The 1,556-nt window shown below is 36.2% G+C and carries 2 protein-coding genes; both read left to right on the forward strand.

The window, feature by feature from the left end:
* Positions 1 to 396 precede the first annotated feature (396 nt).
* Positions 397 to 1,311 carry a PHP domain-containing protein gene (locus tag P20439_RS13565; protein ID WP_008467689.1) on the forward strand — a complete coding sequence of 305 codons (915 nt, stop codon included), beginning with the start codon at positions 397 to 399 and terminating at the stop codon, positions 1,309 to 1,311.
* Positions 1,312 to 1,358: 47 nt separating this feature from the next.
* Positions 1,359 to 1,556, forward strand: a 198-nt coding sequence (locus P20439_RS18320; RefSeq protein ID WP_138956976.1) for a transposase, incomplete at its 3' end; no start/stop codon positions are given.

A 1,556-nucleotide genomic window follows, 5' to 3' on the forward strand; every position in this document is an offset into this window, starting at 1 on the left:
ACCACAAGGTTTTTTTATTTCTCGAACCTCGAACCTCGAACCTCGAACCTCGAACCTCGAACCTCGAACCTCGAACCTATCTCATAGTAACAAACTACTCTGTACATCCAAATCTGGAAACACTCTGGAAACCTACATATTATCTAGTTTAGGAGGCTTTTCCAGAAAAAGTGAAAAATCGCAAAGAAATTTGGACTTTTTTGAGTTCTGGAAAGTAGTTTTCCAGATTTTGTACTTTCCATTTTTAAGAGTTACACCGTTGGATTATATTATTAAGATAATTTAAAAACTTTTTACTAGCACGAAAAGGTTTCATCGTATTAAAAAGACTAATTCAAAATCTAATTTTCTATGCTAATCTTTGAAAGACTTCAATAAAATAGGAATGGAAAGCCTTTGAAAAAAATTGATTTACACATACATACTGTCAGTACACCGAGCGATAAGAAATTTACTTTTAGTATGGAGCGGATGAAATGGTATGTAGAAGAGGCTAAATTAGACGCCATCGCAATTACTAATCATAATATGTTTGATTTAGAGCAGTTCCGTATAATCCAACAACAGCTTGCAGTTAAAGTCTTTCCAGGAATTGAGGTAGATATAGAGGGAACTCACCTTTTAGTAATAGCTGAAGATAATGAGTTAAATGACTTTAAAAGTCGCTGCGACATGATTACAGAACTCATACCTGATAAATATACTTCGATTACATTTGAAGAATTCCATGAAGTTTTTACAAGCCTTTCAAATTACCTGTTGATCCCTCATTACAAAAAGTCCCCAGAAATAAAAGAGGAGACGCTCAATAAGCTGAGAGAGCATGTAATGACTGGTGAGGTTACAAGCCCTAGGAAGTTTATTTACAGTATTAAAGATGCAGATGCACTCGTGCCTGTATGTTTTAGTGACTTACGTGTAGAAGATAAATTAAATGTTGTTCCTCCAAGGCATACATATATTGATGTTGGGGAAATTACACTCAAAGCTTTAAAGCTTGCACTATCAGATAAGTATAAAGTACATCTTTCAAAAGAAGAAGGGCATCAATTCTTTGAGGCGTTGAATAATGGCTTGAAATTATCTACAGGTTTAAACGTTGTTCTAGGCGAACGTTCGACTGGTAAGTCACATACACTCAATTTAATTGCGGAGCAGAATACAACTGAAGATGTAAAAGTTAAGTATGTTAGGCAGTTTTCTCTGTTACAGAGAGATGAAGATGATGAAAGGGATTTTTCTAGGAGTCTTTCGACGAGTCAATCCAGGATTACCGAGAACTATTTAAAGGAATTTAAAGAGTCAGTTTGAATCGCCCCGTGTTTGCCAGAGACTCAATAACTTGAGAAACTGGAACTATGAAAAAATCAAATCGCTATACATCAGAATTTCGTGAACGTGCAATTAGGCTTGTTACCACACAACAGCATGAATACCCTTCTCTTTGGGCTGCGCTAGTATCGATTTCAGATAAACTGGGATGTACCCCAGAAACACTTAGAGCATGGGTCAAGAAATCTCAAGCTCAACCGTCTAAACCCTCTTCTAATACGCCA

Origin of the sequence: Pseudoalteromonas sp. BSi20439, assembly GCF_000241165.1 — a bacterium.
In the GTDB taxonomy this organism is placed as follows: domain Bacteria; phylum Pseudomonadota; class Gammaproteobacteria; order Enterobacterales; family Alteromonadaceae; genus Pseudoalteromonas.